Origin of the sequence: Antarctobacter albus (assembly GCF_900101505.1) — a bacterium.
Lineage (GTDB): Bacteria > Pseudomonadota > Alphaproteobacteria > Rhodobacterales > Rhodobacteraceae > Antarctobacter > Antarctobacter albus.
The window spans coordinates 96,953-123,395 of the sequence record NZ_FMZI01000005.1 but is presented as its reverse complement, the minus strand read 5'-3'; the positions used below and the strand labels follow the sequence as shown (position 1 = coordinate 123,395).

At 65.1% G+C, this 26,443-nt stretch carries 28 protein-coding genes; 25 read left to right on the top strand and 3 right to left on the bottom strand.

Going from position 1 to position 26,443, the window contains the following annotated elements; translation table 11 throughout:
• Positions 1-173 precede the first annotated feature (173 nt).
• From BLQ71_RS10195 to BLQ71_RS10120, 16 genes are all read left to right on the top strand, one after another.
• Positions 174-1,412 carry an ABC transporter substrate-binding protein gene (locus tag BLQ71_RS10195; protein ID WP_074621637.1) on the top strand — a complete coding sequence of 413 codons (1,239 nt, stop codon included), beginning with the start codon at positions 174-176 and terminating at the stop codon, positions 1,410-1,412.
• A gap of 98 nt (positions 1,413-1,510) precedes the next feature.
• Positions 1,511-2,539 carry a carbohydrate ABC transporter permease gene (locus BLQ71_RS10190; protein WP_043138115.1) on the top strand — a complete coding sequence of 343 codons (1,029 nt, stop codon included), beginning with the start codon at positions 1,511-1,513 and terminating at the stop codon, positions 2,537-2,539.
• 13 nt (positions 2,540-2,552) lie between these two features.
• On the top strand, positions 2,553-3,434 hold the full coding sequence (locus tag BLQ71_RS10185) for a carbohydrate ABC transporter permease (protein ID WP_043138112.1): 882 nt from the start codon (positions 2,553-2,555) through the stop codon (positions 3,432-3,434).
• A gap of 12 nt (positions 3,435-3,446) precedes the next feature.
• The gene (locus tag BLQ71_RS10180; RefSeq protein WP_074621636.1) at positions 3,447-4,499 is read left to right on the top strand and encodes an ABC transporter ATP-binding protein; all 1,053 of its coding nucleotides are present in this window, start codon (positions 3,447-3,449) and stop codon (positions 4,497-4,499) included.
• Positions 4,499-4,996, top strand: coding sequence for an ester cyclase (locus BLQ71_RS10175; protein ID WP_074621635.1), 498 nt, complete (start codon positions 4,499-4,501; stop codon positions 4,994-4,996). The genes BLQ71_RS10180 and BLQ71_RS10175 overlap by 1 nt, the downstream gene beginning before the upstream one ends.
• Positions 4,993-6,324: a histidinol dehydrogenase gene (gene hisD / locus BLQ71_RS10170; RefSeq protein WP_074621634.1), complete on the top strand. Its 1,332-nt coding sequence runs from the start codon at positions 4,993-4,995 to the stop codon at positions 6,322-6,324. The genes BLQ71_RS10175 and hisD (BLQ71_RS10170) overlap by 4 nt, the downstream gene beginning before the upstream one ends.
• Entirely contained in the window at positions 6,321-7,076 is a 756-nt protein-coding gene (locus BLQ71_RS10165) for an SDR family NAD(P)-dependent oxidoreductase (RefSeq protein WP_074621633.1), read from the top strand. The genes hisD (BLQ71_RS10170) and BLQ71_RS10165 overlap by 4 nt, the downstream gene beginning before the upstream one ends.
• A complete protein-coding gene (locus BLQ71_RS10160; protein ID WP_043138099.1) occupies positions 7,076-8,092 on the top strand; it encodes a LacI family DNA-binding transcriptional regulator in 1,017 nt (338 codons plus the stop codon). Before BLQ71_RS10165 ends, BLQ71_RS10160 begins: the two co-directional genes overlap by 1 nt.
• A complete protein-coding gene (locus BLQ71_RS10155; RefSeq protein WP_074621632.1) occupies positions 8,093-9,115 on the top strand; it encodes a nuclear transport factor 2 family protein in 1,023 nt (340 codons plus the stop codon).
• Positions 9,112-10,089, top strand: coding sequence for a nuclear transport factor 2 family protein (locus BLQ71_RS10150; RefSeq protein ID WP_074621631.1), 978 nt, complete (start codon positions 9,112-9,114; stop codon positions 10,087-10,089). Before BLQ71_RS10155 ends, BLQ71_RS10150 begins: the two co-directional genes overlap by 4 nt.
• Positions 10,090-10,249: 160 nt before the next feature.
• Positions 10,250-11,215: a cupin domain-containing protein gene (locus BLQ71_RS10145; protein WP_074621630.1), complete on the top strand. Its 966-nt coding sequence runs from the start codon at positions 10,250-10,252 to the stop codon at positions 11,213-11,215.
• 6 nt (positions 11,216-11,221) lie between these two features.
• Complete coding sequence (locus BLQ71_RS10140; protein ID WP_074621629.1) at positions 11,222-11,668, top strand: hypothetical protein; 447 nt, start codon at positions 11,222-11,224, stop codon at positions 11,666-11,668.
• Positions 11,665-12,786, top strand: a complete 1,122-nt coding sequence (locus BLQ71_RS10135) for a cobalamin-independent methionine synthase II family protein (RefSeq protein ID WP_074621628.1) — start codon at positions 11,665-11,667, stop codon at positions 12,784-12,786. Before BLQ71_RS10140 ends, BLQ71_RS10135 begins: the two co-directional genes overlap by 4 nt.
• Positions 12,783-13,484: an alpha/beta fold hydrolase gene (locus BLQ71_RS10130; RefSeq protein WP_074621627.1), complete on the top strand. Its 702-nt coding sequence runs from the start codon at positions 12,783-12,785 to the stop codon at positions 13,482-13,484. The genes BLQ71_RS10135 and BLQ71_RS10130 overlap by 4 nt, the downstream gene beginning before the upstream one ends.
• Positions 13,477-14,172 (top strand): RraA family protein, encoded by a 696-nt coding sequence (locus tag BLQ71_RS10125; RefSeq protein ID WP_074621626.1) that lies wholly within the window; start codon positions 13,477-13,479, stop codon positions 14,170-14,172. Before BLQ71_RS10130 ends, BLQ71_RS10125 begins: the two co-directional genes overlap by 8 nt.
• Position 14,173: 1 nt before the next feature.
• Entirely contained in the window at positions 14,174-15,520 is a 1,347-nt protein-coding gene (locus BLQ71_RS10120) for an amidase (protein WP_074621625.1), read from the top strand.
• On the opposite strand, the gene hisD (BLQ71_RS10115) is transcribed toward BLQ71_RS10120, so the two are convergent.
• A complete protein-coding gene (hisD, locus tag BLQ71_RS10115; RefSeq protein ID WP_088702326.1) occupies positions 15,502-16,812 on the bottom strand; it encodes a histidinol dehydrogenase in 1,311 nt (436 codons plus the stop codon). The genes BLQ71_RS10120 and hisD (BLQ71_RS10115) overlap by 19 nt on opposite strands.
• A gap of 140 nt (positions 16,813-16,952) precedes the next feature.
• On the bottom strand, positions 16,953-17,429 hold the full coding sequence (gene hpaR / locus BLQ71_RS10110) for a homoprotocatechuate degradation operon regulator HpaR (protein WP_043138075.1): 477 nt from the start codon (positions 17,427-17,429) through the stop codon (positions 16,953-16,955).
• A 65-nt stretch (positions 17,430-17,494) separates the two neighbouring features.
• On the opposite strand from hpaR, the gene BLQ71_RS10105 reads away from it, so the two are divergent.
• The 7 genes from BLQ71_RS10105 (at position 17,495) to hpaH (ending at position 24,536) form a co-directional block, all read left to right on the top strand.
• A complete protein-coding gene (locus tag BLQ71_RS10105) occupies positions 17,495-17,884 on the top strand; it encodes a 5-carboxymethyl-2-hydroxymuconate Delta-isomerase (RefSeq protein WP_043138074.1) in 390 nt (129 codons plus the stop codon).
• Between the two features lie 9 nt (positions 17,885-17,893).
• A complete protein-coding gene (gene hpaE / locus BLQ71_RS10100) occupies positions 17,894-19,405 on the top strand; it encodes a 5-carboxymethyl-2-hydroxymuconate semialdehyde dehydrogenase (RefSeq protein WP_074621623.1) in 1,512 nt (503 codons plus the stop codon).
• A 91-nt stretch (positions 19,406-19,496) separates the two neighbouring features.
• Positions 19,497-20,357 carry a 3,4-dihydroxyphenylacetate 2,3-dioxygenase gene (gene hpaD, locus BLQ71_RS10095; protein ID WP_069209069.1) on the top strand — a complete coding sequence of 287 codons (861 nt, stop codon included), beginning with the start codon at positions 19,497-19,499 and terminating at the stop codon, positions 20,355-20,357.
• Complete coding sequence (hpaD, locus tag BLQ71_RS10090) at positions 20,357-21,337, top strand: 3,4-dihydroxyphenylacetate 2,3-dioxygenase (protein WP_043138067.1); 981 nt, start codon at positions 20,357-20,359, stop codon at positions 21,335-21,337. The genes hpaD (BLQ71_RS10095) and hpaD (BLQ71_RS10090) overlap by 1 nt, the downstream gene beginning before the upstream one ends.
• A 144-nt stretch (positions 21,338-21,481) precedes the next feature.
• Positions 21,482-22,879, top strand: coding sequence for a pyridoxal phosphate-dependent decarboxylase family protein (locus BLQ71_RS10085; protein ID WP_074621622.1), 1,398 nt, complete (start codon positions 21,482-21,484; stop codon positions 22,877-22,879).
• On the top strand, positions 22,879-23,742 hold the full coding sequence (locus BLQ71_RS10080; protein WP_198548538.1) for a fumarylacetoacetate hydrolase family protein: 864 nt from the start codon (positions 22,879-22,881) through the stop codon (positions 23,740-23,742). Before BLQ71_RS10085 ends, BLQ71_RS10080 begins: the two co-directional genes overlap by 1 nt.
• Entirely contained in the window at positions 23,739-24,536 is a 798-nt protein-coding gene (hpaH, locus tag BLQ71_RS10075; protein ID WP_074621620.1) for a 2-oxo-hept-4-ene-1,7-dioate hydratase, read from the top strand. Before BLQ71_RS10080 ends, hpaH begins: the two co-directional genes overlap by 4 nt.
• Before the next feature lie 146 nt (positions 24,537-24,682).
• Here hpaH and BLQ71_RS10070 read toward each other — a convergent pair whose 3' ends face one another.
• The gene (locus BLQ71_RS10070; RefSeq protein ID WP_074621619.1) at positions 24,683-24,994 is read right to left on the bottom strand and encodes a DUF6476 family protein; all 312 of its coding nucleotides are present in this window, start codon (positions 24,992-24,994) and stop codon (positions 24,683-24,685) included.
• Here BLQ71_RS10070 and BLQ71_RS10065 point away from each other — a divergent pair.
• Entirely contained in the window at positions 24,993-26,015 is a 1,023-nt protein-coding gene (locus BLQ71_RS10065) for an RluA family pseudouridine synthase (protein WP_069209073.1), read from the top strand. The two genes, BLQ71_RS10070 and BLQ71_RS10065, sit on opposite strands and share 2 nt — an antisense overlap.
• A gap of 60 nt (positions 26,016-26,075) precedes the next feature.
• Complete coding sequence (locus BLQ71_RS10060) at positions 26,076-26,441, top strand: cupin domain-containing protein (protein WP_074621618.1); 366 nt, start codon at positions 26,076-26,078, stop codon at positions 26,439-26,441.
• Positions 26,442-26,443: the final 2 nt, after the last annotated feature.

Sequence of the window (26,443 nt, the reverse complement as noted above, 5' to 3'; positions counted from 1 at the left end):
AATCGTATTCATGAATTGCTACGGTAAGGTGGTTCCGGGCCATTGTCCGGGGCGACGCAAGGCAAATGACCATGACAAGCGCGCAACCCCGGGCGGAAAAGAGGCCGGGGTAGAAATCGGGAGGCTGTCCGGGTGGCCGGAGGGCGCGCGCAGTTCCAACGGGAGAGATCGGAATGAAGTTCAATGTTAGGGCAACGGTCGCCGCGGGTGCACTGATTGCATCGGCGGGTGGCGCCTGGGCCGACTGCGGCATCGAGAGCGGATCGGTCCGCATTCTGTCGAATGACTTCGACGCGCTGCACGCGGTGGCCGACTGGGCCGCGAAATGTGCCAACGACAAGGTCGAGGTGACGAAGAACCACACCGAGGAACACAAGAACATCCAGGTGCCGGCGCTGACGACCAATCCGGCCAGCTACACCGTCGCCGTTGTCGCCACAAACTCCATCGTGCCGCTGCTCAGCGACGGTCTGATCCGACCCCTGGACGAATACGTCGAGAAATGGGGCGGCCAGCTGCAGGACAGCCAGAAGATCGTCGTCGACGGCAAGATCATGGCAATCGCCTTCATGGCCAATGCCCAGCACATGTTCTACCGCGAAGACCTGCTGAAGGAACACGGCATCCCCGTGCCCACCAGCTACGCCGAGATGTTCGCCGCCGCCGAAAAGCTGCGCGAAGCGGGCGTCATGGAGACGCCGATTTCCTCGAACTACATGCCCGGCTGGAACATCGCAGCCGAGTTCGTGAACAACTACCTTGCCACCGGCAATGACTTCTTCGTGCCCGGCAGCGCCGAACTGGCGATCGACAACGAGGATGGTCTTCTCGTTCTCAACAACATGAAGAAGATGCTGGACTACATGAGCCAGGACTGGGCCACCTTCGACAGCAACGCGCAGAAGCCGCTGTGGGAAGCGGGCGAGGCGGCGCTGTCGATCTCCTGGGGGTCGCGTGCCGGGGCCTACATCGCCAATGACAACCCGGCGCCGGAAATCGCGGCCAATACCGCCTTTGCTGCGGCGCCCACGATCGGGGAGTACAGTATTCCCTCGGCGGCGCTCTGGTGGGACGGGTTCACCATCGCCAAGAACATCTCGGACGAGGATGCCGAGGCGTCGTTCCGTGCGATGATGAACGGCCTGTCGCAGGACATGCTGGCGGCCAACATGGATGCGGCGGTCTGGCTGATCGACGGCTATGAGCCGACACCGGCCGCCACTGGCGTGATCGCCGACCTGCAGGCCGGCGCGCGGCCCTACCCAATGTTGCCCTACATGGGCCTGCTGCACACCGCATTGGGTGACAACCTGGCAGAGTTCCTGCAGGGCAAGGAAAGTGCCGAACAGGCGCTGGCCGATGTGACAGCGGCCTATACCACCGCCGCCACCGAAGCCGGCTTCCTGAACTAGGGGCGGTCCGGCCGGGGTCGCCGCAGGGCGGCCCCACTCACCCCAATCAGCGGAACGGATGACCTCGTGCCCCTGGCGGGCGCGACAAGGGGGAAGTCATGCCTCACAAGACGTTCATGGCCTTTATCTGGCCGTCACTCCTGGCGATGGTGTTGTTCATCGCGCTGCCGATCCTTTCGGTGGGCTACCAGTCGCTTTTCATCGAGCACAAACAGATCCTGATCGAGGCCGAGACCTGCGGGCCGTTCGGCTGCAACAAGGAAGTCACCGTCGACGTCGAGGCGATGGCCGACCTGCGGGCCGAACAACCGGCTGGCCGGTTCAACGGGCTGGGCACCTATACCAACGCCAGCCACCTTGCCTTCGACGAGATCGGCGAGATCTTTGCCACCAGCGAGAATTTCGGCGAGATCCGCAACCGGATCATGAACCTGCCGTTCTACAAGGCGCTGATCTTTACCCTGGCCTATACCTTCATCGTGACGCCGCTGGTGATCATCCTGGGCTTCATCATCGCGGTGGTGGTCAACTCCATCCCCAAGCTGCTCAAAGGGCCGGTGATCTTCTTCTCGCTGCTGCCGATGCTGGTGACGCCGCTGGTCGGCTCGCTGGTGCTGTTCTGGATGATCGACAGCCGGGGCATCATCGGGGCGGGGTTGCAGGCACTGTTCGGCGATCCCACCCTGTCGCTCAAGGCCTCTCCGACGCTGACCTGGATCACGCTGTTCGTCTACGGTGTCTGGCATTCGGCGCCCTTTGCCTTTGTCGTCTTCTACGCCGGTTTGCAGACGGTGCCTCAGGATACGCTGGAATCGGCCATGGTGGACGGGGCCAGCCGGTGGGAGCGGGTGCGTTTCGTGACCATTCCATACCTGATGCCGCTGGCGACCTTCATCGCGCTGATGCAGTTGATGGACAATTTCCGCATCTTCGAGCCGATCATCGGTTTCTCGGCCGCGGCCAGTGCCACCTCGCTCAGCTACCTGATCTACAACGACCTTCGCGCCGCTGAATCGCCGCTCTTCGGCTCGGCCGCGGCGACCTCGATGCTGACCATCGTCGGCGTGATCATCCTGCTGTTGCCGGTGCTGCGCCGCAACTGGCGCGAATTCAACCGCAAGACCTGAGGGAGGGCCGGACATGTCCAATCTTGCCAACAAGAAACCGCCATCTCTGGTGGCCCTGTCGACGGTCTTCGTACTGTTCTGGCTGGTGGTTGCCGCCTTTCCCTTCCTCTGGACGATGTGGGGTTCCTTCAAGGTCGAGGGCGACTTCTTTTCCCGCGCCGACTGGATGAACGCGATCACGGGGCCGGTGACGGAACGCCAGCATGGCGGGCCCTTCACGCTGGACGGGTATCGCGGCGCCTGGATCGAACAGGAATTCTGGCGCGCGGTGCTCAACACCGGCATCGTCGTCTTCTTCACCGTGGTGATCTCGCTGACGCTGGGCACGCTGGGCGGCTATGCGCTTGCACGGTCGGGGTTCAAGTACACCTTCTGGCTCTTGATGGCCGCGCTGGTGTTCCGGGCGATGCCGCATGTGACGCTGGTGTCGGGCTACCTGCTGCCCTTCTTCCAAATGAACATCTGGGGTTACCTGCCCACAACGATCATCGTGCTGGTGGCGATCAATCAGCCCTTCACCCTGTGGATGCTGCACAGTTTCTTCCTCTCGATCCCCAAGGATCTGGACGAGGCGGCGATGGTCGATGGCTGCACGCGCTTCCAGGCGTTCCGCCTGGCGATCATCCCGGTCATGTGGCCGGGCGTGGTGACGACGGGGCTGTTCAGCTTCCTGCTGGCCTACAATGACTTCACCGTCACCTCGATGCTGCTCACGCAGGAAAACGCGACGATGATCCCCAAGATCAACTCGTTCCTGGGGTCCACCCAGGAAGAGGGCAAGGTGATGTACGCCGTCGCCGCCGTCGTCTCGGCCATCGTGCCGCTCTTCGTGCTCATCCTGTTCTTCCAACGCCAGATCGTCAGCGGCCTGACCGCCGGCGCCGTCAAGGGATAAGGGGCTTTTCAAATGGCCAGACTGCAACTCAAGAACGTGAACAAGCGCTGGGGGTCCTTCGTCGGCGTGGACAATTTCGACCTCGACATCGCGGACCAGGAATTTCTTGTTCTGCTGGGGCCTTCGGGCTGCGGCAAGTCCACCACCATGCGGATGATCGCCGGGCTGGAGGATGTGACCGACGGCGAGATCTGGCTGGGCGACCGGGTGGTGAACAACCTCGAACCCAAGGATCGCGACATCTCGATGGTGTTCCAGTCCTACGGGCTTTACCCGAACCTCAGCGTCTACGAGAACATCCGTTTTCCGCTGCGCGTCCGCAAAGTGCCCAAGGAACAGCATCACGAGATGGTCATGAAGGCCATCGACATGGTCGAACTCAACGATTTCATGGACCGCCGTCCCGCCGAACTGTCGGGTGGTCAGCGTCAGCGCGTGGCTCTGGGCCGGGCGATCGTTCGCAAACCCACGGTCTTCCTGATGGATGAGCCGCTGTCGAACCTGGACGCCAAGCTGCGGGTCAGCACGCGGGCGCAGATCAAGAACCTGCAGTCCAAACTGAAGACGACGACAGTCTACGTCACCCATGACCAGATCGAGGCCATGACGCTGGCCGACCGCGTGGTCGTCATGAACAAGGGCAAGATCCAGCAGGTCGGCACGCCCACGGACATCTACGACAACCCGGCCAATACCTTCGTCGCCAGCTTTATCGGATCCCCGGCGATGAACCTGGTGGAAGGCCGGCTGGAAAACGGCGTCTTCCAGGGGGATGGCATCCGGGTCGAGGGCCTGCCCGCCGGTTCGTCCGGCAATGTCACCCTGGGGTTCCGGGCCGAGGACGCGGAAATCGTGGACGGCGCGGGCGAGATTTCGGCACCGATGTATTCCATCGAACTCCTGGGCGAGGCGTCGATGATCACCTGGCGGCTGGGCGGATCGCTTGTCTCGATCAAGACCAACAAGGAATACCGGGCCGAGATCGGCGATACGGTGAACGCCCGCATTCCCGCCGGGATCTGCCACCTTTTCGACACCGCGAGCGGAGAAAGGATCGCACAATAATGACCCCCGAGGAACAGGCCGAGGCGACCCGCCAGGTCATCATCCGCATGGAAGAGGCGCTGGGCGCCAATTCCAACGACATGGGCAGCCATTTCCACGAGGACTTCCGCTGGATGGGCAACCAGGGTTGCGGCACGAAACCGGGGCTGGATGCCTTTCGCCGCAACTGGCAGCTGCCGCTGCGCGCTGCCTTTACCGAGCGGGAGTACAAGACCGAGAAATTCATCTGTGAAGGCGACTGGGCGTCTTGCTTTGGCCATATCGAGGCGACCCATTCCGGGACCTTCATGGGTATCGCGCCCACCGGCAAGCGGGTGACGATCCCCTACATGGATTTCTGGAAAGTGACCGAGGGGCGTATCGCCGACAACTGGGTGTCGGTCGATTTCGCCGCTGTCCTGGCCCAGCTGGGCCGGGATGTATTCGACGGGCAGGGCTGGGAGCATTTTGACGACGGTACGCTCACGCCGCCCAGTGCAGAGAAGGAAACGACATGACCATCACCTATCTCAAGCGCGGCAAACCCGAGGCCGACCGCGCCGAAGACGACGCAAAAACCGCGGCTGTGGTGGCCTCGACGCTCAAGGATATCGAGACGCGCGGCGACGCGGCAGTGCGCGAACTGGCGGTGAAATTCGACAAGTACGACCGTGAGAGCTATCGCCTGAGCGAGGCCGAGATCGAGGCGATCATTGCCAAGGTCAGCCCTCAGGATCTCGAAGACATCAAGTTCGCCCAGGAGCAGGTGAAAAACTTTGCCCAGGCACAGCGCGACTCGATGCTCGACATCGAGGTCGAGACGCTGCCCGGCGTGATCCTGGGCCACAAGAACATCCCGGTGCAATCGGTGGGCTGCTACGTGCCCGGCGGCAAGTTCCCGATGGTCGCCTCGGCGCATATGTCGGTGGCGACGGCCAAGGTGGCCGGCGTGCCGCGCATCGTCGCCTGCACCCCGCCCTTCAACGGCGAGCCGAACCCCGGCGTGATCGCCGCCATGCACCTGGGCGGAGCGGATGAGATCTATGTGCTGGGCGGGATCCAGGCGGTCGGCGCGATGGCGCTGGGCACCGAGAGCATCGCGCCGGTGCACCTGTTGGTCGGCCCCGGCAACGCCTTTGTCGCCGAGGCCAAGCGCCAGCTGTTCGGGCGCGTCGGCATCGACCTCTTCGCTGGCCCGACAGAGACGATGGTGATCGCCGACGAGAGCGCCGCCGACGCGGAACTCTGTGCGACGGACCTGCTGGGCCAGGCCGAACATGGCTACAACAGCCCCTGTGTCCTGATCACCAACTCCGAAAAGCTGGCACGGGACACCTTGACCGAGATCGACCGCATCCTCGAGATCCTGCCCACCGCCGGCACCGCGAAAGTGTCTTGGGAGGATTACGGCGAGGTCATCGTCTGCGACACCTATGACGAGATGCTGCAGGTGGCTGACGAGATCGCCAGCGAGCACGTCCAGGTGATGACCGACCGCGACGACTGGTTCCTCGACAACATGACCTGTTACGGCGCGCTTTTCCTTGGTCCGCGAACGAACGTGGCCAACGGCGACAAGGTGATCGGCACCAACCACACCCTGCCGACCAAGAAGGCGGGCCGCTATACCGGTGGGCTATGGGTGGGCAAGTACCTGAAAACCCACAGCTATCAGAAGGTCCTGACCGATGAGGCCGCGGCCCGCATCGGCGCCTATGGTTCGCGGCTCTGCCTGCTTGAGGGGTTTGTCGGTCACGCGGAACAATGCAACGTACGTGTGCGCCGCTACGGTGGGGTGAACGTGCCCTACGGGGCGCCCGCGCAACTGGCGGAAGCGGCGGAATGACCCTGCCGCGCACACCTTCCCTGCGCCTCGACGGCAAGCGCGCGCTGGTGACTGGTGCCTCTTCGGGCATCGGTCAAGCCTGCGCCGTGGCGCTGGCCGAGGCCGGCGCGCATGTCATTTGCACGGCGCGCGGGGCGGACCGCCTGAACGAGACCGTGGCCGAGATGCAGGCCGAGGGCTGGAGCGCCGCGGCCTTGCCGTTGGACATTGCCGATCTGGATGTGATGCGGGACGCGCTGTCTGGGCAGCGGCTCGACGTGATGGTCAACTCCGCCGGTCTCGCCCGCCACGGCCCGGCGATGGAGACCACGCCCGAGGACTACGATGCCGTCATGGGCGTCAACCTGCGCGCGGCCTACTTCCTGTCAGTGGCGGCGGCCAAGGCCATGCCCGAGACCGGCGGCTCGATCATCCATATCAGCAGCCAGATGGGCCATGTGGGCGGCATCGACCGGGCGGTCTATTGCGCGTCGAAACACGGGCTAGAAGGCATGATCAAGGCGATGGCGATCGAGTGGGGCAAGCGCCGCATCCGCATCAACTCGATCTGCCCCACCTTCATCCGTACGCCGCTGACCGCCCAGACCTTCGACAACCCCGAGCGCGCCGCCTGGATCGAGGAAAAGATCAAGCTGGGCCGCGTCGGCGAGGTCGAGGACATCATGGGGGCGGTGCTTTATCTGGCCTCCGATGCCTCGGCTCTGGTAACCGGCACCTCCATGTTGATTGACGGAGGCTGGACGGCGGACTGATGACGAATGAACGGGTGACATCGATACAGGTGGCGCGCCGCGCCGGGGTAAGCCAGTCGGCGGTAAGCAGGGTCTTCACGCCCGGGGCCAGCGTGTCCAAGGCGACGCGGGAAAAGGTGTTGCAGGCGGCGGAGGAGCTGGGCTATCGGCCCAACGTCCTGGCGCGTGCGATGATCACCGGCCGGTCGCGTATCATCGGCCTGGTCGTTGCCTACCTTGAGAACCAGTTCTACCCCGAGGTCGTCGAACGCCTCTCCGTTGCGCTTCAGAAAGAGGGCTACCACGTCCTTGTCTTCATGTCCTCGCCCACGGTGGGCGACGTGCAGGACGTGATGCGCGAAATCCTGGATTATCAGGTCGACGGCATCGTCCTGGCCTCCGTCTCGATGTCGTCGGTCCTGGCTGCCCGGTGCCGGGATCATGGAATTCCGGTGGTGCTGTTCAACCGCGAACAGGATGAATCCGGGATGTCGTCGGTCACCACGGACAACTACCAGGGAGGGCGGGCGATTGCCGCCCATTTCGCGGCCGCCGGACATCAGAAGATCGGCTATATCGCTGGCCTCGAAGAAGCCACGACACAGCGCGACCGCGAGGCGGGATTCCGCGACGGGCTGGAAGAAGCCGGGTTGACGTTGACGGCGCGCGAACTGGGCAACTTCGAATACGCTCAGACCCGGGCCGCGGCGCTGGAGATGTTCGCGGGGCGCGACTACCCGGACGCGGTTTTCGTCTGTAACGACCACATGGCCTTTGCCGCGATGGACGTGATCCGTTTCAAGCTGGGCCTGCGGGTCCCCGAGGACGTGGCGGTGGCGGGTTTCGACGACGTGCCCATCGCCGCCTGGCCCGCCTATGACCTGACCAGCTTTCGCCAGCCCATCAATCGCATGATCGCGCAGACGGTGAAGATCCTTCTGCGCAGGATCGAGGACCGCGAAACCCCGCCCGAGCGCATCACGCTGGACGGAGAGTTGAAGTTGCGCGGCTCGACAAGGAACATTGGAGCAACCTGAATGCGCGGATTTGATCCCAAGTGGCAGGATGTACCGCATTTCATCATCGGCATCACCAAGGAAATCTGGGAGGATCGAGAGATCGGCTCGCTGCGGCATCGCTATGCGCCGGGGTTGATCGTTCGTTCTCCGGCCTCTGTCGTTGTGGACAATTCCAACGTCATTGCGGCGACAATGGCGACGCTGGCTGAATTCCCCGACCGGGAATTGCTGGGTGAGGATGTGATCTGGTGCGAGGATTCCGAGGGGGCGACGGAAACATCGGATGCCTTCCTGTCGTCTCACCGGCTGATCTGCACCGCCACCCACAGCCATCCCGGCATGTACGGCACGCCCACGGGGCGGCGGGTGACCTATCGCATCCTGGCCGATTGCGCGATCCGCGACGACGCGGTCTATGACGAATGGCTGGTGCGGGACCAATCCGCCATCGTGGCCCAGGTGGGGTTCGACGTGGTCGACTGGACCCGAGACCTGATCGCGCGAGAGGGCGGCCCGGAGACCTGCGTTCCGCCGATGACCCCGGCGACGGATGTGGCCGGCCCCTATGACCGGAAGGGCAACCAGAATGAATGGGGCCAACGCTACGCCGACGTGATCTCGGCGATCATGGCTGCGGACATGAACGTGATCCCGCGCGCCTACGATCGTGGCGTGAACCTGCACTACCCCGGCGGCCAGGACGGCCTGGGCTGGGCCGATGCGGATCGGTTCTGGATGGGGCTGCGGGCCGCTTTTCCGACGGCCACGTTCAAGATCGAACATGTGGTGGGCCGCCAAGACCCGCTGATGCCGCCGCGCGCCGCCGTCAGGTGGAGCCTGCACGGCAGACACTCCGGCTGGGGCCGCTTTGGCCGGCCCACGGGGGCCGAGGTCTACATCATGGGCATCAGTCACGCGGACTTCGGGCCCTACGCGGGCAGCGGCACATGGGGCGAACCGACGATCCGCCGCGAATTCACCCTGATTGACGAAACCGCGATCTGGAAACAGATCCTCTTGCAGACCGGAGCACATGAATGAAGGGGTTTTCCGACAAGTTCAGCGACCTTCCCGATTACATCCTGAAAATCACCAAGGAGATCTGGGAAGACCGCGGGCTGGCCACGCTGCACCATTACTATGGCCGCGACATCCCCATGCGCTTTCCCTCGGGCCTTGTGACGGGCAATGCTGGCGTGATCGACGGCACGCTGGCGACCCTGGCCGAGTTCCCCGACCGGCAGTTGCTGGGCGAGGACGTGATCTGGTCCGAAGGGCCGGAAGAGGGGCGTTACCTGTCCTCGCACCGGCTGGTGACCTCGGGCACACATACCGGCCACGGGGCCTTTGGCGCGCCCACGGGGCGCAGCTTTACCATCCGCGCTATTGCCGATTGTGCCGCCAAGGGGGACGTGATCGACGATGAATGGCTGATCCGCGACGTGGGCGGCATAGCGCGCCAGCTTGGCTGGGAGCCGGCGGACTACGCGCGCCACCAGATCCAGGCCGAGGGCGGACCCGATGCCTGCCAGCGTCCCTTTCATCCCGGCCACGATGTCCAGGGCCCCTATACCGGGCGTGGCAATGACAACGAATGGGGCGCCCGGCTGTCCGATATCCTGACACGGATGATGGACAAGGATTTCACCGTCATCCGGCAGGAATACGACCGTGCGGTGCGCACCGAACATTGGGGCGCGCGCGGAGGCTGGTCCTATGACTTTGCCGAGACGGACTGGATGCGCCTGCGGTCGTCCTTTCCGACCGCGACATTCGAGATCCATCACCAGATCGGCCGGTCGGACCCCGGAACGCCCAACCGCGCCGCGGTGCGCTGGTCGCTGACCGGCAAGCATTCTGGAAACGGATTTTTCGGGGCGCCCACCGGGGCCGAGGTGCACGTGATGGGCGTCACCCATGCCGAATGGGGCGAATGGGGCCTGCGCCGGGAATTCACCCTGATCGACGAGGTCGCCATCTGGAAACAGATCCTGCTGCATCAGGGGCAGGTCTGATGATCGCACTTGCGCGACAATTGCGGCCCCTGCACGGGTTCCTCGCCAGCCGTCGTGCGCGGCGGCTGAACAATCGCCCGCCCGGGGCGCTGAACATGTCTCACTAGATTTGTTCAACCCGCCCCGCCGGACAGCGCGTGGCAACCAGAGAAAGACCCACATGACACCGCAAGACATGAACGCCCGCATCGTCCGCTACGGCGAGTTGCAGCCCTGCAAGACCGCCTTCATCGACGCCCATACACCGGGTTCGAACCAGAAGGAGAACTTTACCATCATCGGCGGCGGCGTGTCCGAGTCGCCGGATCAGCACGTGCACATCACCATTCCGCACGGGTTCAACATCGGTGCGGCGGGGCAGCCGCCGAAGTGCCGCAACTCGATGCACAACCACCGCACGGCAGAGGTGTTCTTCATCCTCTCCGGGCGCTGGCGCTTCTTCTGGGGCGAAAAGGGCGACGCGGGCGAGGTGATCCTCGAAGAGGGGGATATCTTCAACATTCCGACCAACATCTTCCGCGGGTTCGAGAACATCGGTACCGATTACGGGATGATCATGGCGATCCTCGGCGGCGACGATGCCGGTGGTGGCGTGATCTGGGCGCCGCATGTGATCGAGGACGCCAAGGATCACGGGCTGATCCTGGGCGAGAACGGCAAGCTGTACGACAGCAAGAAGGGCGAGAGCCTGCCCGAGGGCGTGAACCCCATGCCGCTGCTGACCAAGGAAGAACTGGCCAAGGTCGATTGTCCGACGACGTCGGATGTGATCGGCGGCTACGTCCGGCGTTATCTCGACATGGTGGCGCTGGCCAATGACGGTGCGGTCAAGGTCATCGGCGAAACCGGCATCATCCGCGACAAGCCGGGGTTCGAGGTCGATTTCCTGACCCGCGCCAACGCGACAGAGGAAAAACACGCCCATGACAAGCCTTCCGTCCTGATGCCGGTCAAGGGGCACTGGCGGGTCGACTGGGAGGGCGGCAGCGCGATCCTGGCACCCGGTGACACCATGAGCGTACCGGAAAACCTGGCCCATTCGGCGGTGCCCTCGATGACCGGAGAGGCCGCGATGTACCATGTGATCGCCACCGACGATCCTGCGGGCCAGACCTGGCAGGGCTGACCGTCGATGCGGGTGGTCTTTGCCTTTGTCCTGTTTGTGGGGCTGTCCTGGGCGGTGTCGGACATTCTGTCCGGTCGTGTCCGGGATGCGCTTCTCGGGCTGGCCATCGCCCTGGTCAGCGGCGGGCTTCTCTGGCGCGATCTGCGCGACCCGGAAAAATCGCGCAAGGGCGGAGAGCAGGCAAGGATCACTTTCACCTTTGAACCGGGTGATGGGATCGGACCGCCGGGCACCTATGCCCAGATCGATACCTACCGGCGGGCTGCCTGGTCCGTCTCGCTCGATCGGGCGCCGCGGCGCGAGGACATGGACATGTACGGCGTCCTGCGCCGGGGTTGGGTCTGGCTGGGTGCCGACGGTCTGCCGCAGCGCGTGCGCGTCGACGGTGGCATGACCCGGGAAAGCTGGCCGGTGCTGCAAGCCGTGCCTTTGAACAAGGAACTGAAACCATGAGCATTCTTACCACGCATGTCGGGTCACTGCCGCGCACTCAAAAGGTCGTGGATTACATCTTTGCCAGGGAAAACGGGCAGGACTACGACGCCGGGGCCTTCGATGCCGCCATGACCGAGGCGGTTCTGGACACCGTGCGCAAGCAGGCCGAGGCAGGGATCGACATCGTCTCGGACGGCGAGACGTCGAAGATCAGCTACGCGACCTACGTCAAGGACCGCTACACCGGCTTTGACGGCGACAGCCCGCGCAACGCGCCCGCCGACCTGAAACTGTTTCCCTCATTCCTCAAGCGCATCGCCGACGACGGCGGCACACCGCAATACGCCCGCCCGATGTGCGTCGGAGAGGTGAAATCGAAAGGCCAGGGCGAGCTGGAAAAGGACATCGCCAACCTTCAGGCCGCGATGGCTGCGCATGGGGTCGAGCGGGGGTTCATGAACGCGGCCTCGCCCGGGGTGATCTCCTTGTTCCTTCAGAACGACTATTACAAGTCGCGCGAGGCCTACCTGGCCGCGCTCGCCGATGCGATGAAGGCGGAATACGAGACGATTGTCGCCTCGGGCCTCGACCTGCAACTGGATTGCCCGGACCTGGCCCTGTCGCGGCACATGCTGTTCACCGATCTCAGCGATGCGGAATTCGTCAAGGTGGCTGCCGCCCATGTCGAGGCGCTGAACCACGCGCTGGCCGATGTGCCCGAGGAGAAGGTGCGCATCCATATCTGCTGGGGCAACTACGAGGGGCCGCATGTCTGCGACATTCCGATGGCGCAGATGTTCGACACGCTGATGTCGGCCAAGGCGCGATACGTCCTGTTCGAGACCTCGAACCCACGCCACGGCCATGAATGGACCGTGTTCCGCGACCGCAAGGGCGACATTCCCGAAGGCAAGGTTCTTGTGCCCGGGGTGGTGGATACGACCACCAACTTCGTCGAGCACCCCGACCTGGTGGCGCAGCGCATCCAGCGATTTGTCGATATCGTCGGCGCCGACCGTGTGATCGCCGGGTCCGATTGCGGCTTTGGCACCTTCGCTGGCTTCGGCGCGGTGGATCCCGACATCGCCTATGCCAAGCTCTCGGCGCTGGCCGAGGGGGCAAAGCGCGTCTCATGACCCCGCTTGTCCTGCTGCCGGGCATGATGTGTGATGCACGGCTCTTTGCGCCGCAGATCGCCGCGTTGTCCGGCAACCGAGCGGTTCATTGTGCGCCGATCGGCGCGCATGACACGATGCAGGCACTGGCGGCAGAGGTGCTGACCCATGCCCCGCCGCGCTTTGCGCTGGCGGGGCTCAGCATGGGGGGCATCGTTGCGATGGAGGTGCTGCGGCAGGCGCCCGACCGTGTGGCGGGCCTTGCTCTGCTCGACACCAATCCCAAGGCGGAGCTGGACGAGGTGCGCGCCCGTCGCGTTCCGCAGATGGACAAGGTGCGGGCCGGGCACCTCGACGCGGTGATGCGCGACGAGATGAAACCGAATTACTTGACCGAAGGCCCACGCCGGCCCGAGATCCTCGATCTCTGCATGGAGATGGCGCTGTCACTGGGGCCCGAGGTCTTTCTCAACCAGTCGCGGGCCTTGGCGGATCGTCCGGACCAACAGGAGGTGCTGCGCGCCTACATTGGCCCGGCTCTGGTGCTCTGTGGACGCGACGATGCGCTGTGCCCCGTGGCGCGGCACGAGTTGATGCAGGAATTGATCCCCGGCAGCACCCTGCGCGTGATCGAGAATGCCGGGCACCTGCCCACCCTGGAAAGACCCGATGAAACCAATGCCGCCCTGGCGGCCTGGCTGGAGAAATGTGATGGATGACACCCTTCTGGCGCTTCTGCGCAGCGTCGACACCCCCACCGTCTGCAACGCCATCGAGGTGGCCCAGGGTAAGCGCGGCTTCAACGGGTTCACGCGTGGCACGATGCTGTGCTCGGACCCAGAGGGCGGCGCGATGGTGGGCTACGCGGTGACCGCAAAGATTTCCGCCCTCGCCCCGCCAGAGGAACCGGCGGACGTGATCCGCGCGCGCCGGATGGCCTATTACAAGGCGATGGCCGAGGGACCGAAGCCCTCTGTCGCGGTGGTCGAGGACGTGGATTTCCCGAACTGCATCGGGGCCTATTGGGGCGAGGTCAACACGACGGTTCACAAGGGCTTTGGCATGTCCGGGGCGCTGACCAACGGGGTGATGCGCGACCTGGGCGACCTGGCGCCGGGTTTCCCGGTGGTGGCGGGCTCTGTCGGGCCAAGCCACGGATTCGTGCATGTGACCGAGCTGGATACCCCGGTCGAGATCTTCGGCCTGACGGTGAACCCCGGCGATCTGGTCCATGCGGACCGGCACGGTGCGCTGGTGATCCCTGCGGATATCGTCACCCGGATCGGCGCGGCGATTGAAAAGATGCAGAATACGGAACATCTTGTTCTTGGCCCCGCGCGCGAAGAGGGGTTCGATTTCGCCAAGTTCGAGGCGGCCTGGGCCGCCTTCGAGAAAGCGCGGACCTGACGTGCCTGCGTCGAGTCCCTGTGACCTGAGCATTGCCGAGGCCGGCGCCGCACTGCGCAATGGTGGCCTGACCTCGGTGGCGCTGACCTGTGCGCATCTGGACCGCATCACCGCGCGCGACGGCGCGATTGGCGCCTTTGTGCATGTCGCCGGGGCCGAGGCGCTGGCGGCGGCAGAACTGGCGGACAGGGATCTGGCCGAAGGCAGGGACCGGGGGCCGATGCATGGCATTCCCTTTGCGGTCAAGGACATCATCGACGTGGCGGGCTGGCCGATCCGATGGGGATCGCGGGCGCAGGCGGGTCGGATCGCCACCGAAACCGCCCCGGCGGTCGCGGCGCTAATGGCGGCGGGCGCGGTGCCACTGGGGGTCGTGGGCACCTATGAAATGGCGACCGTCGGCCCGGATGGCTCCGCCTTGGGCCGCCCGCCGGTCAACCCCTGGAGCAGGGACCACATCACCGGTGGCTCGTCGTCAGGCTCTGCGGCGGCTGTGGCGGCGGGACTGGTGCGTATCGCGCTGGGGACGGACACCGGCGGATCGGTGCGCAGCCCTTCGGCCTATTGCGGCGTGGTCGGGTTGAAACCCACCTATGACGCGGTTTCGCGCAAGGGCGTGATGCCGCTCTCCCCCTCGCTCGACTGTGTCGGTCCGCTTGCGCGCTGCGTCGGCGACGCTGCGCTGGCCTTCGCTGCGCTGACCGGCGGCGACTGGCAGGCAGGGGGCATCGACGGGCTGTCGCTGGCCTATGGCCGTGGCTGGGCCATCGACGATGCGGCGCATCCTGCGTTGCTGCCGCTTCTTGATGACGCGGCCTCGGTGCTCAGCCTTTGCGGCGCAAGGATCACTCCGGTTGTTTTGCCAGACTATGCCCCGGTCGAGTCGGCGGGTTCGGATATCCTGCTTGCCGAAGGCTGGGCGGCGCATGGTGCGACGGTCGAGGCCAACCCCGAGGCCATCGGCGACATGGCCCGCGCCAGCCTGTGCGGCGGCAAACTGGTGCCCCCGGAGAGGCTTGCCAAGGCGCGCGCCAGTGTGGCGCCGCTGACCGAGGCGCTGGATGCCGTCTTCGCACAACACGCCGCGCTGATCCTGCCCACCACGCTGGCCCCCGCGCCGCCCTTTTCCGCCTTCGCGGCGGGCCAAGCCGTCTGGACAGCGATGCGCACGATCCCTTTCAACATGACCGGCCATCCGGCGCTGTCGGTGCCGATGGGCTTTGCCGATGACTTGCCGCTGGGCCTGCAGATCGTCGGGCCGAAAGGCGGCGAGGCCACCATCCTGCGGATCGGCGCCGCCTTCGAGGCGGCGACCGATCACTCTGTTCTTCAGCCGCTGCTGGCCTGAAGTCGGTCAAGCCGCAGCTGCGCGGCGCGGCGGTGGCCGTCCAGGCCCTCGCTTGCGCTCTGGCGGACGGCGGGCGGGGCCACCTGGCGGACGCCCTCGGGCTCCATCCATTGATGCGTCGCTACCTTGACATAGGCGCCCACCCATAGCCCGCCGGTGTAGCGCCCCGCGGCCATCGTCGGCAGCGTGTGGTTGGTGCCGCAGCATTTGTCCGAATAGACCACGCTGGCCATTTCGCCAATGAAAAGAGAGCCGTAGTTGCGCAGTTTCAGGGCAAACGCCTTTGGATCGGCGGTATGGACCTGCAGGTGCTCGGCGGCGATGTAATCCGAATAGGCGATCATCGCGGCCTCGTCCGCGCAGACCGCGATCTCACCATAGTCGTCCCAGGCCTGCCGGGCGGTGTCTGCGGTTGCCAGCTCTTCCAGCTGTCGGGCCACTTCGGCCTCGACCCTCTCGGCCAGAGCCGCATCGGTGGTGATCAGGCCGACGCGCGTGCGCACGTCATGTTCGGCCTGCGCCAGCAGATCGGTGGCGATCATCGCCGCGTCGCCAGTGCTGTCGGCCAGCGTGTAGATCTCGGACGGGCCGGCCAGCTGGTCGATGCCGATGGGGCCAAAGACCTGGCGCTTGGCTTCGTTGACGAAGGCATTGCCGGGGCCGACGATCTTGTTCACCGCCGGGACCGTCTCGGTGCCATACGCCATCGCCGCGATCGCCTGCGCGCCGCCGATGCGAAAGATCCGGTCCGCTCCGGACAGGTGGCATCCTGCGATCATGGCGGGATGGGCGTTGGGCGGCAGGCAGGCGATGATCTCGTCCACGCCGGCCACCTTGGCCGGGACGATGGTCATCACCGGCGCCGAAAGCAGCGGGTAGCGCCCGCCGGGCACGTAACACCCCACCCGTTCCAGCGGAATGATCCGGTGGCCCAGGTGTACGCCGTCGCGGATCTCGACCTCGAGCGGCAGCATCGTGGCAAGCTGTGCCTCGGCAAATTTGGTTACGTTTGCAATCGCAAATTCCGTATCCGCGCGGGTCTGCGAATCGAGGGTCTTCAGCGCCTCTTCCCGCTCTGCCTCGGTGACTTCGAAGGCGGTCAGATCGCTCTTGTCGAACCGGGCGGCGAAGTCGGCGACAGCGGCGTCGCCGCGCGCTTTAACGTCTGATAATACGTCGGAAACAGTGTTTTGAATGTCCGATGTTCCGCTTTCGGATGAAAGCCTTGGCGCACGGAGCAAGGTGACGCCATCGACCGGAGGTTGCGAGGTGGGCACAGTCTGTCCTTTCATGTTCAGGAGCATGGTCTATGCGGGTGCATTTTAAGGGTGTCGATGATTTTTGCAAACGTATTCGTTTCTGCGCGACGCTGTCCTGACCTGCGCTGTCGGTCCGGCGCAGGGTGGTGGGGCTTGAGCGGGCGGTGAGGGGGTCAGTCGCCGTTCCCGGCGTCGTCCTGCCTTGTCAGGTCGTCGGTCATGCGCTCCAGCGCATCGAGCAGGTCTGCAATCCGTTCCGCGCTCAGCTTTGCCTCGATCTCTGCGTAGATCTTGGCGCTGACCAGCCCGGCCTCGTGCAGCAGTGCGTCGCCCGCTTCGGTCAGGCGGACCAGTGTTCGGCGCCTGTCGTTCTTGTCCCGCCCCTGGGTGATCAGGCCGCGTGACTCCAGCGATTTCAGGATGCGCGTCAGCGATGGTGCCAGGACACAGGCGGCGCGGGCCAGCTGTGTGGCGTCGATCTCCTCGGCTTCCTGCACGACGCGCAGCACGCGCCATTGCTGCTCTGTCACGTCGATGTCGCGCAGCATCGGGCGGAATCTCTCCATCACCGCCTCGCGGGCCCGCAAGAGCGCGATGGGCAACGTGCGTTGCGTTGCTGACAGCGGAAAATCGTCTCTGGATCGGGTCATCGAAGTCTCCTGTTGACAGGCAGATTATTATTTAACATGTTAAGTGTCAAAGGGGGAGTCGCAGCATGCCGCATCTGAAGCTTGAATATTCGCCGGGTCTTGAGGCGCTGGCCAACATACAGGCGCTCTGTGATGTCCTGCACGCGGCGATGTCGGCCGCAGGCGTCTTTCCGCTGGCGGGGATCCGGGTGCGGGCGCATCGTTGCGACGCGGCATCCGTGGCGGACCGCCACCCGGACAATCATTTCCTGGCGATGGAGCTGTCGGTTGGTGCCGGGCGCAGCAAGCCGGTCCTGGCAGAGGCCGGGGAGGCTGTCTTTGCCGTCGCCCGAGATACGCTGGCGGACTTGCTGGACAGTCCGCATTTCGCCTTGTCGCTGGAAATCCGGGAGATCGACCCGGATCTGAGCTGGAAAGCCAATCCCATACACGCCCGCCTGAAGGCGGAAAGCTGAGAGGACGTCATGAGTGACCTGACCCAAAACCTGGCCAAGGCCGAAGCGGCGCTGTCGCGGTTCAAGCGCGAGGGTGTTCTGAACCATATCGGGGGCGAACAGCGCATGGCTGCCTCCGGCGCGACTTTCGAAACGATTTCTCCTGTCGACGGTGGCACGCTGGCACCGGTCGCCAAGGGTGGGGCGGAAGACGTGGATGCCGCGGTGCGCGCCGCGACCACGGCGTTTGATGAATGGCGCGATATGCCCGGCAAGGCCCGGCGCGAGATCCTGCACAATGTTGCCGACGGCATCGTCTCCCGGGCCGAGGAAATCGCCCTGGTCGAGAGTATGGACACCGGGCAGGCGATCCGCTTCATGTCCAAGGCCGCGATCCGCGGAGCCGAGAACTTTCGCTTTTTCGCCGACAAGGCGCCCGAGGCGCGCGACGGGCAGACGCTTTATGCGCCGGGCCAGATGAACGTCACCTCGCGCCGGTCGATTGGCCCGGTGGGTGTGATCACGCCGTGGAACACGCCCTTCATGCTGTCCACCTGGAAGATCGCCCCGGCGCTGGCGGCGGGTTGTACCGTGGTTCAGAAACCGGCCGAGTTTTCGCCCATGTCGGCGAAACTGCTGGTCGAGATCGCCGAGGAGGCGGGGCTGCCGCCGGGCGTGCTGAACGTGGTGAACGGCATGGGCGAGGATGCGGGCAGGGCGCTGACCGAACATCCCGGCATCAAGGCGATTGCCTTTGTCGGCGAAAGCCGGACCGGCTCGATGATCATGCGGCAGGGCTCGGAGACGCTGAAGCGCGTGCATTTCGAACTGGGCGGCAAGAACCCGGTGATCGTCTTCGACGATGCGGATATCGAACGCGCCGTGGATGCGGCGGTCTTCATGATCTACTCGCTGAACGGCGAACGCTGCACCTCGTCCTCGCGCCTGCTGGTGCAGGACACGATCTATGACGAGGTCTGCGCCCGAGTGGCCGAGCGCGCCTCGAAGATCAAGGTGGGCCACCCGCTGGACCCCGAAACCGTGGTCGGCCCGTTGATCCACCCGGTGCACGAGAAGAAGGTGCTGAGCTACTTCGACAAGGCCCGCGAGGACGGGGCCACGGTCGCCGCCGGTGGCGTCAAGGTGGGGGATGAGGGCTGTTACGTCGCGCCGACCCTGTTCACCAATGCCAACAACGACATGGCCGTGGCGCGCGAGGAGATTTTCGGCCCGGTCCTGACCGCGATCCCTTTCAAGGACGAGGCAGAGGCGATGCAGATCGCCAATGACACGGAGTATGGCCTGACGGCATACCTCTGGACCTCGGACCTGTCGCGCGCGCTGCGGATGACGCAGAGGCTGGAAGCGGGCATGATGTGGGTAAACTCGGAGAACATCCGCCACCTGCCGACACCCTTCGGTGGGGTCAAGGCATCCGGCATCGGCCGCGACGGCGGCGACTGGTCCTTTGATTTCTACATGGAGACGGTCAACGTCAGCTTTGCAACCGAGGCGCACAAGATCCCGAAACTGGGGGGCTGAGGCGGCCCTTGGGGCCGTCTGGGGTATTTCGACCAAGAAGAAGCATGGGGGGCTGCGCGGGCCAGAGCGCGCGCGGCCGGAGGAGGAAGAGATGGGAGAGCTGGTACTGGCCGCAAAGGCGACCCACGTGCCGACCATGTTGATGTCCGAGCAGGAAGGTGCGCTGAAAGGCTGCCGCCAGCAGGCCATCGACGGGCACCGCGAGATCGGCCGCCGCGCCCGCGAGGCCGGGGCGGACACCTTCGTGGTGCTGGACACGCACTGGATGGTGAACGCGGGCTATCACGTCAACGCGCTGCCGCATTTCAAGGGCTGTTATGCCAGCCACGAGTTCCCGCAGTTCATCCGCGACATGGACTATGAATATGATGGCAACCCGGCCCTTGGCGACCTGATCGCGGACTACGCGACGGCGGAGGGGACGCATACGCTGAGCCACCAGGTCGAGAGCCTGGACCTGGAATATGGCACGCTGGTGCCGATGCGGTTCATGAATGCGGACCGCGCGCTGAAGGTGGTCTCGGTCTCCGCCATGTGCCAGGTGCATTCGCACGAGAGCTCTCGAAAGGTGGGGGTGGGCATCCGCAAGGCCATCGAGGCGAGCGATTCAAAGGTGGCGCTGATCGCCTCCGGCTCGCTCTCGCATCACATCTGGCCGACCGAGATCTATGCCGAGAACAATGGCACTTTCACCATCTCGAAGGAGTTCAACCGGCAGGTGGACCTGATGGTGCTGGACATGTGGAAGCGCGGCGACATCGAGACCTTTCTGAAGATCCTGCCCGACTACGCCGAACACTGCGACGGCGAGGGCAACATGCACGACACCGTGATGCTGATGGCGGCGCTGGGCTGGGATGCCTATCGCGGTCGCGGTGAGCTGATCGGCGAATATTTTCCCAGCTCCGGAACGGGGCAGGCCAATGTTGTCTTTGACCTGGAGGGCGCGTGATGCCGATCCCCGAACCGAACCTCTACCCGCCGTTCAACATCGTACGGCTGAGCCATGTCGAATACGGCGTGACGGATCTTGCCGCCAGCCGGGCGTTCTACGTCGACACGCTGGGCCTGCAAGTGACGGAGGAGACGCCGGAGACCCTGTGCCTGCGCGCGATGGAGGAGCGCGGCCATCATTGCATGGTGCTGCGCAAGGCGGACGAGGCCTCGGTGCGGTACCTGTCCTACAAGGTCTATTCGGAAGAGGACCTGGACCGCGCCCATGACTGGTTTGTCTCCGAGGGGCATTCGGTGGCATGGGTGGAACGGTCGCACCAGGGGCGGACGCTGCGCACGCATGATTGTTTCGGTGCGCCGATGGAATTCTACTTCCGCATGGACCGGCTGCCGCCGATCCACCAGCAGTACCGGCTTTACAATGGGGTCAAGCCGCTCAGGATCGACCATTTCAACTGTTTCGCGCCGGACGTGGACAAGGCGGTTGCTTTCTACGGGCGGCTGGGATTCCGGGTGACGGAATATACCGAGGACGACGTCAGCAAGAAGCTCTGGGCGGCCTGGATGCACCGCAAGGGGGGCGTGCATGACGTGGCCTTTACCAATGGCACCGGGCCGCGCCTGCATCACACCGCCTTCTGGGTGCCGACGCCCTTGAACATCATCGACCTGCTGGACCTGATGTCGACCACTGGCTATCTCGACAATATCGAACGCGGGCCGGGGCGGCACGGGATTTCCAATGCCTTCTTCCTGTATATCCGTGACCCGGACGGGCACCGGATCGAGATCTATTGTTCCGATTACCAGACGGTCGATCCAGACCTGGAGCCGATCCGCTGGGACCTGAAGGACCCGCAGCGCCAGACCCTTTGGGGGGCACCGGCACCCAGGAGTTGGTTCGAGGAAGGATCGGTTTTCGAAGGCGTGGAGCCGGTCGAGGCTGTGCTGAAGGCGACGCCGATCGTGGCGCCTTGAGCCGTTGCCTGGCGGACGCGCCTGCGGCGCGGCAGGTCAAGCGCGCTGGCGCGCGCCGTTGGGGGCTCTGCCCCCGCCCTGCGGGCGTCCCCGGAGGTATTTTTTGCCCAAAGAAACACGGGTCGAGGATGAGTGGAGAGAGTGATGGACTGGGATGAGTTTGCGGCCTGGGGGGCGAAGGCGGCGGAATTCGGCGCCGAGTATCACAAGGGGGTGCGGGAGCGGCCGGTGCGGCCGGCCGTGGCGCCCGGGAGTTTTGCCGACCGGCTGGCGCCTGTCCCGCCCGAGGCGGGCGAGGAGATGGGCGCGATCTGGGAGGATTTCGAGCGCATCGTGCCCGAAGGGCTGACTCACTGGCAGCACCCGCGGTTCTTTGCCTATTTCCCGGCCAATGCGGCGCCGGTGTCCATGCTGGCCGAGATGCTGGTGAGCGTGCTCGCCCCGCAATGCATGCTTTGGCAGACCTCTCCGGTGGCGACCGAGATGGAAGGGGTGATGATCGACTGGCTGCGCCAGGCGCTGGGACTGCCCGAGGGGTTTTCCGGCGTGATTCAGGATTCCGCCTCGTCGGCGACCCTGTCGGCTGTGCTGACCATGCGCGAGAGGGCGACCGGCTGGACCGGCAACCGCGAGGGGCTGTCGGGCAAGGGGCAGTTGCGGATCTATTGTTCGGACCAGGTGCACAGTTCGATCGACCGGGCCTGCTGGGTGGCGGGGGTCGGGCAGGAGAACCTGGTCAAGCTGCCGACACGGGGCGCGCCCGCGTTTTCCGTGGATGCCGAGGCTCTGCGCGCGCGCATCGCCGAGGACAGGGCCGCCGGCCATGTGCCCGCCGGGATCATTGCCGTGACCGGGGCCACCGGCGTGGGGGCCTGGGATCATCTGCCGGAACTGGTGGAGATCGCGCGGGACGAGGGGCTGTACCTGCATCTGGATGCGGCCTGGGCCGGGTCGGCGATGATCTGCCCGGAGTTCCGGGCGCAGTTCTGGGAAGCTGTGGAGGGCTGTGACAGCATCGTCTTCAATCCGCACAAGTGGCTGGGCGCGCAGTTCGATTGTTCGGTGCAGTTCCTGCGCGATCCGAAACAGCAGATCGACACGCTCAAGATCGAGCCCGAGTACCTCAAGACCTCCCATGCGGAGGTGGTCAACTACTCGGAGTGGACAATCCCCCTGGGCCGGCGGTTCCGGGCGCTCAAGCTGTGGTTCCTGATCCGGTACTACGGGCTGGAGGGCCTGCGGGCGCGCCTCCGCAACCATGTGGCCTGGGCCGGGGCGCTTTGCGAGGAGCTGCGGCGGGACGGGTTCGAGATCGTGACCGAGCCGATCCTGTCGCTGTTCACCTTCCGGGGGCCGGGCGATGATGCCGCCCAGCAGGCGCTGGTGGATGCGATCAACGCCGACGGGCGGATCTATGTCACGCAAGGCATGCACGCGGGCCGCAAGGTGATCCGCTTTCAGGTGGGGCAGTTCGACTGCACCCGGGATGACGTGATGATGGCCGGCACGGTCATCCGGGAACTGGCAGGGGACAGATCATGATGACACCGCATTTCGTGAGTTACAGCCACGCGGGCAAACCGGGCTACGGCTTGCATACGGAGGAGGGGGTGATCGACCTTTCCTCGGCCAACCCGCAATACCCGACCCTGCGCGAGGTGATCGCGGCGGACGCGCTGAAGGAGATCTTCATGCAGGCGGCAGGACGCGCGGCGGATCTGCCGCTGGAGGCGGTGGTGCTGGAGCCGCCGATCCCGGCGCCGGACAAGATCATCTGCGTCGGCGTCAACTACCCGGACCGCAATGCCGAGTACAAGGACGGCCAGGCGGCGCCATCGAAGCCCTCCTTGTTCATCCGTTTCCCGGGGTCCTTCGTGGGGCACGGGGCCAACCTGGTGCGGCCGCCCGAGAGCGAACAGCTGGACTACGAAGGCGAGATCGTTCTGGTCATCGGCAAGGGCGGGCGGCGGATTCCGCGCGATGAGGCTTATGACCATGTCGCCGCGCTGACGCTGTGCAACGAGGGGACGATCCGGGACTGGGTGCGCCACGCCAAGTTCAACGTCACGCAGGGCAAGAACTGGGACCGCTCGGGCGCGATCGGCCCCTGGCTGGTGCCCTTCACCAATGCGGCGCAGCTGGACGACATCGCGCTGGAGTGCCGCGTGAACGGCGAGGTTCGGCAGCAGGACCGGACTTCGCGGATGATCTATGATTTCCGCTACATCATCAATTACGTCTCGACCTTCTGCACCCTGGTGCCGGGCGATGTGCTGGTCTGCGGCACGCCCACCGGGGCGGGTGCGCGGCTGGACCCGCCGGTCTGGCTGAAACCGGGCGACGTGATCGAGGTCGAGGCCGAGGGCATCGGCGTGTTGCGCAACGGGGTGGAGGACGAAGCGTGACCGAGGACGAGATCCACGCCGCGGCGCGAGCCCTGGTGCGGGCAGAGGCCTCGGGCGAACAGATCGGGCTCTTGTCGCTGGCGCATCCCGGCATGACGATGGACGAGGCCTATGCCGTTCAGGCCGCCTATGTCACCGCGCGCCTGGCAGAGGGGCGCCGGCAGGTGGGCTGGAAGATCGGCCTGACCTCGCGCGCGATGCAGGATGCCCTGGGGATCGACACGCCGGACAGCGGCGTCTTGCTGGACGACATGGTCTTCGAGAGCGGCGGTGTCGTGCCCAAGGGGCGGTTCATCCAGCCCCGGGTGGAGGCGGAGATCGCCTTTGTCATGAAGGCGCCGTTGCAGGGCGCGGTGACACGGGAAGAGGTGGTCGCGGCCACGGACCATGTCTGCGCCTCGCTGGAAATCCTCGATACGCGCATATTGCGCATGGATCCGCAGACGGGCCGGACGCGCAGCGTCTGCGACACCATCGCGGACAACGCGGCCAACGCGGGCATCGTCCTGGGAGAGACGAAGGTGAACCCCCGGCTTGTGGACCTGCGCTGGACCGGGGCCATCGTGACCCGCGACGGCGCGGTCGAGGAGACGGGGCTGGGCGCCGGGGTGCTGAACGATCCGGTCATGGGGATCGTCTGGCTGGCGGAACGGCTGGCGGGCTATGGCCAGGGGATCGAGGCCGGGCAGGTGGTCCTGTCCGGCTCCTTCATCCGGCCCGTGGAATGCCCGCCCGGCTGCATGGTAGAGGCCGATTTCGGCGACTTCGGGATGGTGTCGATCAGTTTCGAGTGAGGTGTAGCCGGGCCGGCGGGACGGGACTGTTTGCGGCTTTGCCGCAAAGACGCCCGCCCGCCGACCCTTTGGACAGCCTGCGCGTGTCTTGCGTTTCCGGAGACGCCAGACGCCAAGCTGCGTGCCGGTCCGCCGCAGGCGGTCCGTCACTCTGCCGGTTCGATCCGCATTTCCTGGCGCAGTTTGCCGGTGGCGCGGTCGAAGATCAGGATGCGGTCGTCCGCCGTGATCACCGCGTACCAGTCGGTGCCTTGCGTGTAGGCGCTGGCGGTGGTGCCGTCGGGCAGGGTGATGACCTCTGGCAGCGGGGCGCGTGCATTGCTATAGCGGTGCCAGATCAGGCCGAGGATCCCGATGATCCCGGCAATCATCACCGCCGTCAGAACCGTGACCAGAATGCGCAGAAAGCGCAGCGAGGGCGGCTCGGGCAGATCGTCTTCGGGATCGGGAGAGGCCATGACCATCCTTCGTATCGTGATTTCGGCGGATCCGCCGGTGCGTCTTGATAAGGCGCTGGCGCGCGATGTGCCAGAGGCGGCGGCCTTGTCGCGCACGCGCTTGGGCCGGCTGATCGTCGAAGGTTCCGTCAGCCGCGGCGGTGTCCCCGTGACCGATCCCAAGGCGCGGGTCGCGGAAGGGGACGAGATTGAGATCGTCGTGCCCGAGGCGCAGGAGTATGACGTTGTCGCCCAGGACATCCCGCTGACGGTGCTTTGGGAAGACGAGGATCTGATCGTCGTCGACAAGCCCGCCGGGATGGTGGTGCACCCTGCACCCGGATCACCGGACGGGACGCTTGTGAATGCGCTTCTGCATCACTTTGGCGGTGCGCTGTCCGGGGTGGGGGGCGAAAAGCGGCCGGGCATCGTTCACCGGATCGACAAGGACACCAGCGGCTTGCTGGTGGTGGCGAAATCCGATCGGGCGCATCACGGTCTGGCCGCGCAATTCGAGAAACATACCGTGCGGCGGGCCTACCTGGCCCTGGCCCACGGTGTGCCAGATCTGGCCGATCCGCGGCTGTTGAACACGCGGGGCGTCTCCGTCGGGGGCGAGGGCGGCGTGACCATCACCAGCGGGCTGGCGCGGCACAAGACCGACCGCCAGCGGCAGGCGGTCTATTTCGATGGGCAGGGGCGGCACGCGATCACCCATGTGAAACTGCTTGAGCGGTTTGGCTCTCCGCCCAGCGTCAGCCTGGTGGAATGCCGGCTGGAGACCGGGCGCACGCACCAGATCCGCGTCCACATGGCCCATGCGGGCCATGCGCTGATCGGCGACCCGGTTTATGGCGGGCGGCGGAAACTGTCGGAAAAGGCGCTGGGCGCGGCCTATGATCTGGCAAGGGGCTTTGACCGGCAGGCGCTGCACGCGGCGGAACTGGGGTTCGACCACCCGGTGACGGGCGAGGCGCTGATGTTCCACAGCGATCTGCCAGAGGACATGGCGGGCCTGCTGGCCGCGCTGCGCGCCCTCTGAGACACTTGGCGGACCGGAGCGCCGCTGTCATCATTGCATCGGGCCGTGGAGGAGACGCCGATGCATTACCAGCTACTTTATTGCGACGAGGCGGGCGAAAGCCATTGGCGCAAGGTCGACGTGCCTCTATCCGAACAGGTCTTTGCGCCGCCGGCGCAGGATATCCTGGTCTCTGCGCCTGATGCGGCGCAGGCCATGATCTGGCTGCGGCTGGAAGCCGGTTGGAACGAGCCCATCCATTCAACGCCCAAACGCCAATTGTTGATCTGTCTTTCGGGCGGGATCCGAGTCACCGCCAGTGACGGTGAGGCGCGGGATTTCGGGCCGGGCGATTGCTGGCGGATGGAGGATACATCCGGCAAGGGGCACCACACATGCGTGACCGGCACGGGCGCGTTCGAATGCGTAATAGTGCAGTTCGACTGAGG